The 7,287-nt window shown below is 44.4% G+C and carries 3 protein-coding genes; 1 reads left to right on the top strand and 2 read right to left on the bottom strand.

The window, feature by feature from the left end; genetic code table 11:
• Window positions 1-50 precede the first annotated feature (50 nt).
• Window positions 51-269, bottom strand: coding sequence for a hypothetical protein (locus tag WG943_RS12130; RefSeq protein WP_340409309.1), 219 nt, complete (start codon window positions 267-269; stop codon window positions 51-53).
• 251 nt (window positions 270-520) lie between these two features.
• Window positions 521-2,629 (bottom strand): sensor histidine kinase, encoded by a 2,109-nt coding sequence (locus WG943_RS12125; RefSeq protein ID WP_340409307.1) that lies wholly within the window; start codon window positions 2,627-2,629, stop codon window positions 521-523.
• Between the two features lie 815 nt (window positions 2,630-3,444).
• Between WG943_RS12125 and WG943_RS12120 the strand changes: the two genes are divergently transcribed.
• On the top strand, window positions 3,445-7,275 hold the full coding sequence (locus WG943_RS12120; RefSeq protein ID WP_340409306.1) for an ATP-binding protein: 3,831 nt from the start codon (window positions 3,445-3,447) through the stop codon (window positions 7,273-7,275).
• The last annotated feature ends 12 nt before the right edge of the window (window positions 7,276-7,287 follow it).

The raw sequence follows: 7,287 nt of genomic DNA, 5'->3' as shown, positions 1-7,287 counted from the left end.
AGGAGCCTGTAACAGCTCCTTTGTTGTTATGTAATACTATTGGTTTACTTTTAGTCTAGTTCATTATCTTCTGTTGCATCCACTGTTTTGGTTCGGGTAGTAGTATCATACTCTACAACAGTTTCAGTAACTTCGTATTCTGTAGCAACAGAGTCACGGTCTACTACTACACCTTCGTCTTCTGTGGTACCTTCTGTATTTGTTCTTTCGCAGGCAAATAAACTCGTTGATCCAACAATAATTATACCTGCAAATAATATCTTTTTCATCGTTTTATGCTTTAGTTAAACATTGCTAAATACAATATCGCGCGTGTTGTAAATGGATACTGTATATACTATGATTACGTTTAACTTTAAACAAAGGGTTTGGATTCAGGATTTTGGGTTGTTTAGCGCATCAAAATAATACTAGAATAGGCCATACTCTGCAGGCTGTTTGCGATGGTTGCTGCAGTTAAGTTTTTAATCCAAAATACAACTTAAGGTGGTATAGGCCAGTGCAGTATGTTTTACCGTTCTTACCTCTTTAGGTTTACCTTAAAGGTTGTACCCTTTTCCAGCTCGCTTTCTACCTCAATTCTACCTCCTGCATTTTCGATTATTTTCTTCACAATATACAAGCCGATGCCGGAGCCTTCTACGTGGTCGTGCAGGCGCTTAAACATAGAGAACATCTTGTCTTTATCAGATATCTTTATGCCTAGTCCGTTATCTGTTATGGTAAGTATAAGGTGCTCTGGCGTTGTCTCTGTAGATATGGTAATGCGTGGCGTACGAACTGGCGATTTATACTTAAGTGCATTACTGATGAGGTTGTAAATTATACTTCGGATGTTCTTTTCAGAAAAGTTAACAGCTGCCTCTTGGGTAAGGTGCATCTCAAAAGTAGCACCGGAAGAGACAATCTCAGGTTTAAAGTCCAGGAGCGTTTCTTCTATTACTTGATTAAGATTGATCGTGGATACATCCTCGTTCGCTTCCCGTTGAATGGTGGCAACTTTAGTGAGGTCCAGTACCACTTTTTTAAATCTGTTTACAGAACTCTGTATGTGCGAAGTTAGCTGTTGTACATCTTCGGAAGCTAGTAAATCAGCTGGCAAACAGTCCATCAGGGCGTGAACCAAACCTTCGATATTGTGGATAGGGGCCTTCAGGTCGTGAGATGCGGAATATACAAAGTTATCCAGGTCGGCATTGGTGGCCAAAAGCTCTTTGTTCATACTTTCGATCTCCTGCCTTGCCTTTAACTGCTCGCTTATATCTATGGCTACTGCTATAATACCTGTTACAAAACCCTGATCATCGCGCAGCGGATGGTACACAAAATTTAGGAATAGGGTTTCTTGCTCGCCGTTGCGCTCCAATACCAATGGTAATTCATTGGCTACAAAAGGTGTGCCTGTTGCCATTACACCATCCAGCAGGGCTTTAAAGCCTTGTTCTTCAGCCTCGGGCAGTACTTCCATGATAGGCTTACCCAGCACATCTTTCTTCTCTACACGCCAGATTTCGCATACACCGGGGTTGGCTATATCTACAATATAGTTAGAGCCTCTGAGCATGGTAATACCCACAGGTGCCTGCTCAAAAATATCGTTTAGGTATTCCTGCCGCTTCAGTATCTCCTGCCTTGCCTGAACGTTGGCAATAGAGGTTGCGATTTGTCCGGTTAGCAGGTTGTGGAAATCTTCGTAGGCCTCGTTGTATTCTTGTTTTTCGCTTATGCCCGAAATAAAGAACCCTATACAATGATCGCCACCCGGCTTAAGTATAGGAAGTATAATTGCTTTTGAAGGAGCATCAGGACAGCTGTCCTTAATCTTTTCCGGTAGCTCTACTACCATACTTTGCAGCGACTGTAACACCTTTGCAGCCGGCCATTCGGCCTCCAGTGATTTGAGGTTAATAGTTGCCGGCACCAGGTCATCTTTTATGCAGCCGGTTTTACAAACTAATGTAGCCTCAGACCCTATACTGTTAGCCAGGTAAACCATGCTGAAGGGGAGGTCGTTTGAGTTTTGCTCTAAAACTTCCTTAGCGGTGGCACTCAATTGCTCTAAAGTTTGTGCCTGCGAGAGGTTATCAGATATGTCTTTGAGCGTTCTAAGCCTGCGCTGGCCCAGTATATACTTGGTTTCTTCGTTGCAGGCACAAAACATACCCGCTACCTCACCCTGGTCGTCAAATGCAGGGCTGTAAGAAAAGGTCCAGTACGTTTCTTCTGAAAAGCCTTTCCGCATAAGGTACAGGAGCATGTTTTCTGCATAGAATGATTCACCGTTCTCCAGTATGTTTTCAGTAACACCACCTATATCAGCCCATATTTCGGACCACATTTCACGAGCCGAAGCTCCCAGTGCCTTTGGGTGTTTATCACCCAGAGCAGGCAGATAGGCATCGTTATGAAACATATATAAATCCTGCGACCACCAGATAAACATCGGGAAATCGGAGTTTAGGATAAGACGAACAATGTTCTTCAGGCTGTCCGGCCAGTGGCGTGGGTTTCCAAGCGGGTGAGCATCCCAATTGTACGCTCGCATCATGGCCCCCATTTCGCCGCCGCCTCTAAATATGTGAAGCAAATCGGTATTGATACTTAAAGTTTTATGGTTTCCTGACGTCATTAGTTGGTAGTCTGTACTTATATTTTTCCAATTTACTACTCTCAACTGAGAAAAGCTAAACGTAGTTAACTTATACTTGGTTTTAGCACAGTTCCTGATCAACAGTTGTGCAACAGCTATTGTTATAAGATAGTTGTGTGCCGGGTTTGCTACTTTTTACCCTTCGCTATACTTTCTAAAACCTGAAGCTGAAAGTAGTTTCCTGACTAGAAGTAGAGGTGGCATCAATCTTGATTTTGTGAAATTTTACGACTGTTTTAACAATAGCTACTCCCAGGCCTTGGCTCTCGCCGTCTGCTCAACTTTTGCGGCTGTTTCTTAGCCTTTAGCTGCTAGTGCTATGGCATTTTTTTGCGCTGTTTCGGCAACTACTTGGCCGTGCTGCGCTATCTTTTCGCCTTCTGCTGTGGCAGTTGTTTTATACTTTGAGCAGTTTCTGAAACAAGCTGGCCATGATTCTGTTCTTTATTTTTCTTCTTTTAAACTTTTACAGATGCGGCACTATTTAGCGCTGTGTTGCCATTAGCCGGAGTAGTTTCTGTGGCAGAAGTTGCTTTTGTAGCAGTGGCGGTCAAACAGCAGAATTAGCTTACACGATTGCTCAGAAAGTATAGCATGAAACCTACAATAAGTATAAATGTATACCTTCGTTTCACTTTTAGCTAGCATAACTTAGTAAAGTCAATAGTAATTGTTACTTCTATTTTTGCAGCAGAAATTATTTGTGACTTTGTAAAATGCCATGAGCGTTATTAGCCGTATATAGTGGTATAATGCCCTAGTTCTTGCCTAAATCTTATACATGCCTTGCCCCCATGACAACTAGTACCACCACATCAAGTACCTCATCAAACAACCTGTTTGCCGGCAACAGCCAAATGCACAGGCAGATACGGGAGTTTAATTGGGCGGAGTCCGTGCTCGGACCTGTAGAAGACTGGCCTCAAAGCCTGAAAACAGCCATACATATCATACTTGGCTCTGATTACCCGATGGCTATCTGGTGGGGTGAAGAAATGATTATGTTTAACAACGATGCCTACATGAAGTTTATGGGCAACAAGCAGGCATCATCATTAGGCAGGCCAGCTAAAGCTATGTGGGAGGATATATGGGAGGTTGTGGGGCCTATGTTTCATAAAGTGCTGCAAACAGGCGAGGCTTGGTTTGCTGATAAACTGCTGCTCTATAACGAGCGCAAAGGCTTTAAAGAAGAGGCATACTTTACATTTTCGTGCAGTCCTATCATAAATGAAAACGGCAAGGTAGGCGGTATCTTTTGCACTAGCTCCGAAGAAACCAGGCAGGTCCTCAGCGAGCGGAGACTGGATACCCTGCGGCAGATTGGTGCCATCAGTATGGAGGAGGGAAGCCTGGAAAAAGTAAGGACTGAGCTGCTCAGTATTTTAGACGCCAACAACAAAGACATATCTTTTGCGCTGTTGTATAGCTATGCGAACGGTGCGTGCAACTTAAATGGCAGTACATCCGGTGCATTTAATACAGACCTGCACCAGCAACCTAACATTACAAATTGTTCTGTGTGGCAACTCCCAGGCGAACTGAAAAACCTAAGTCCTGTGCTTTTAGAGAATGTATCTGTGCTGGCGCCATTTTTCAAAACACCGGACCATCGTGTGCCTCCGCAACAGGCGTTTGCCTTGCCTATCGTAAGCTCTGGCAACGAACAACTCTCTGAGTGGCTTGTAATCGGTTTAAGTCCGCTTCTGGAGCTTGATGATCAGTACAAAGATTTTATAAACCTGTTGCACACACATGTAAACGCTTTGTACGCCAACATAAAAGCTATTGAGTATGAGCGCCAGCGCATCAAAAAACTGTTGGAGTTGGATGAGGCCAAGACCACTTTCTTCAGCAATATAAGCCACGAATTCCGTACGCCTATCACGCTCTTACTGGGGCCTGTAGAAGAGCTCCTGGATAAGGGGAATTTCAGCACGGAGGAGGAGAAACAACAACTGGAGACCATACGCCGTAACGGGCTTCGTTTGTTAAAGCAAGTAAATTATCTCTTAAACTTTGCAAGTATAGAATCAGGCAGGGCAAATGCAGGCTACTGTGCCATAGATATAGGTGCTTATACAAAAGAGTTGAGCAGCATCTTTACCTCTGTTATGGATCGCGCCGGCTTAAAGTATACCATCAGCTGTGATCCCGTTTCAGAGCCGGTGTACGTGGACCCTGAGATGTGGGAAAAAATCATCTTTAACCTGTTATCCAACGCTTTTAAGTTTACGCTGGAAGGGGAGGTGAGCATAAGCTTAAAAGACAAAGGAACAGAAGTACAGCTGGTAGTGCAGGATAGCGGTGTAGGGATTGCCGAGGAAGAGTTGCCACACATTTTTAACCGTTTTCATAAAATAAAAAATCATTGTGGCCGGTCTTACGAGGGATCAGGTATAGGGCTTTCGATGGTGGCTGAACTTGTGAAGATGCACCACGGAAGTATAACCGTAGAAAGTACGCCCCAGCAGGGAAGCACCTTTACCATCACACTCCAAAAAGGAAAAGAGCACCTGTTGCCGGAAAGTATAAATGTTACCGAGCCCCTTCTTACCTATACCGCACAACAAGCAGCAGACAATCCCTACCTGATAGAGGCATCCTCGTGGCTAAAGGCATCGGACGCCATAGTGGAGTTTAGTACTGACGCTGCTATAGCTGAGCAAGCAGCCTTAAAACAGTATACTGTATTGCTGGTAGAAGATAACCAGGATATGCTGGCGTACATCAGAAGAATTCTGCAACCGGCATACCGGGTGATAACGGCAACAAACGGTTTAGATGCCCTGCAGCTTTTAGAGGCAGAACAAGCTGATATTGTGCTGTCGGATTGTATGATGCCGCAGGTAGATGGCCTTGCCCTGGTGCAGGAAATTAGGAAGCAACCAAAGTATAGCACAGTGCCGGTTATACTTTTATCTGCACAGGCCGGCGAAGAAGAAAAATTAAGAGGCTTAGGAATAGGTGCCGATGACTACATGACAAAGCCATTTAGTGCACGTGAGTTAATGGTACGCATAAAATCTCAGCTATACATAGCTGATTTGCGTAAGCAGGCAGCACAGCGAGAGCATCAACTGTTGTTAGAGTCGCAGGCACTTAGAACAGAACTGGATGATATACTGGCAAACATGAGTGATGCCTTTATTGTACTGGACGATGAACTGCGCTACACTTACGTAAATGCAAATGCGGGCAGGTTTACTAACAGGTCAGAGGTTGATTTTCTGGGCAATGTGATCTGGGATGTTTTCCCGGACCTGGAGGGGACTGTTTTTCAGGAGAAAGTACTGGAGTCGCAGGCAAGCAGAAAGGAACTGAACTTTGAGTTTTATTACCCTACACTAGATGTGTGGTACGATGTACGCATTTATCCATACAAGCACAACACTGCCATGTATATATGCGATATATCGGCTAAAAAACGCGTAGAGCAGGCTCGGCAGGAATCAGAGGTAAGGTTTAAGGTAATGGCAGATGCAGCTCCTGTTCTTATTTGGGTATCGGCACATGGTTCTGAGCCTATATACTTTAACAAACGCTGGCTGGAGTATAGGGGAAAGTCCCTGGAAGAAGAGCAGGATACAGGTTGGCAAGAAGGTGTGCACCCAGATGATTACAAACTCCTGGTTAAAACCTACGAGCAGGCCCTGGAGCAGAAAAGCACTTATGAAATTGAAGTAAGATTAAAAGGAGCTGATGGTGAGTACCGTTGGTTCTTGAGCCAGGGAGTGCCTCGCTTCATGCCTGACGGTACGTTTATAGGGTACATTGGCGCCTGCGTGGACATTACAAACCGAAAGTGGGCTGAAGAAATTCTAAGCAAGTATAATCGTGATTTAGAGGAACGGGTAACGCAACGAACATCAGCCTTACTAAAAGCAAACGAACAACTGCAGGAGCAAATAGCTGCCAAGAAAAAAACACAGGCATCGCTGGCACGCTCTCATGAGCAGCTGCGGGCATTAACGACTCACCTGCAGGTAATGCGTGAAGAAGAGCGAAAGTATATTGCCCGTGAACTGCACGATGAGCTGGGGCAGGCGTTCACAGCGCTTAAAATTGATGTAAGCCTGTTGATTAAGCGTTTGAATAACAGTGATATGGAGCAGGTGTCGGTGCGGGAAGAGCTGCAATCTATGATGAAAACAATAAATGCCTCGATTGCCTCTGTGCGTGAAATTGTTGCTGCTTTGCGTCCGGCAGTGCTGGATAACTTTGGCCTGATGTCGGAAATAGAATCGCAGGCACAGGAATTTCAAAAGCGGACCTCTATAAAAGTGAACGTAATTTCTGACATAGAATATATTTCACTTACCAGGGAGATATCGATCGAGGTTTTCCGTATTATACAAGAGTCCATGACTAACATTGCACGGCATGCCAACGCTACCGCGGTTACTATTAATGTAGGCAAGAGTGGAGATAACTTCTGCTTTACTGTGGCCGATAACGGGGTAGGCATGCAAACAGAGATTTTAACAGATATTAAAACATTTGGCCTTCTTGGAATGCAGGAACGGGCAGAGCGAATCGGGGCAGACCTGACGTTTGACTCTGAACCTGAGCACGGAACACAGGTTAAACTGAAAGTACCTTTTTACCATAACTTACCTAACTAACTAATAGGAATT

Origin of the sequence: Pontibacter sp. H249 (assembly GCF_037892465.1) — a bacterium.
Lineage (GTDB): Bacteria > Bacteroidota > Bacteroidia > Cytophagales > Hymenobacteraceae > Pontibacter.
This window is presented reverse-complemented; position numbering and strand designations above follow the sequence as displayed.

What these genes read in the sequence shown, in the direction of transcription:
- WG943_RS12125 (WP_340409307.1), bottom strand. Translation starts at nt 2,629, where the DNA reads ATGACGTCAGGAAACCATAAAACTTTAAGTATCAATACCGATTTGCTT.
- WG943_RS12120 (WP_340409306.1), top strand. Translation starts at nt 3,445, where the DNA reads ATGACAACTAGTACCACCACATCAAGTACCTCATCAAACAACCTGTTT.
- WG943_RS12130 (WP_340409309.1), bottom strand. Translation starts at nt 269, where the DNA reads ATGAAAAAGATATTATTTGCAGGTATAATTATTGTTGGATCAACGAGT.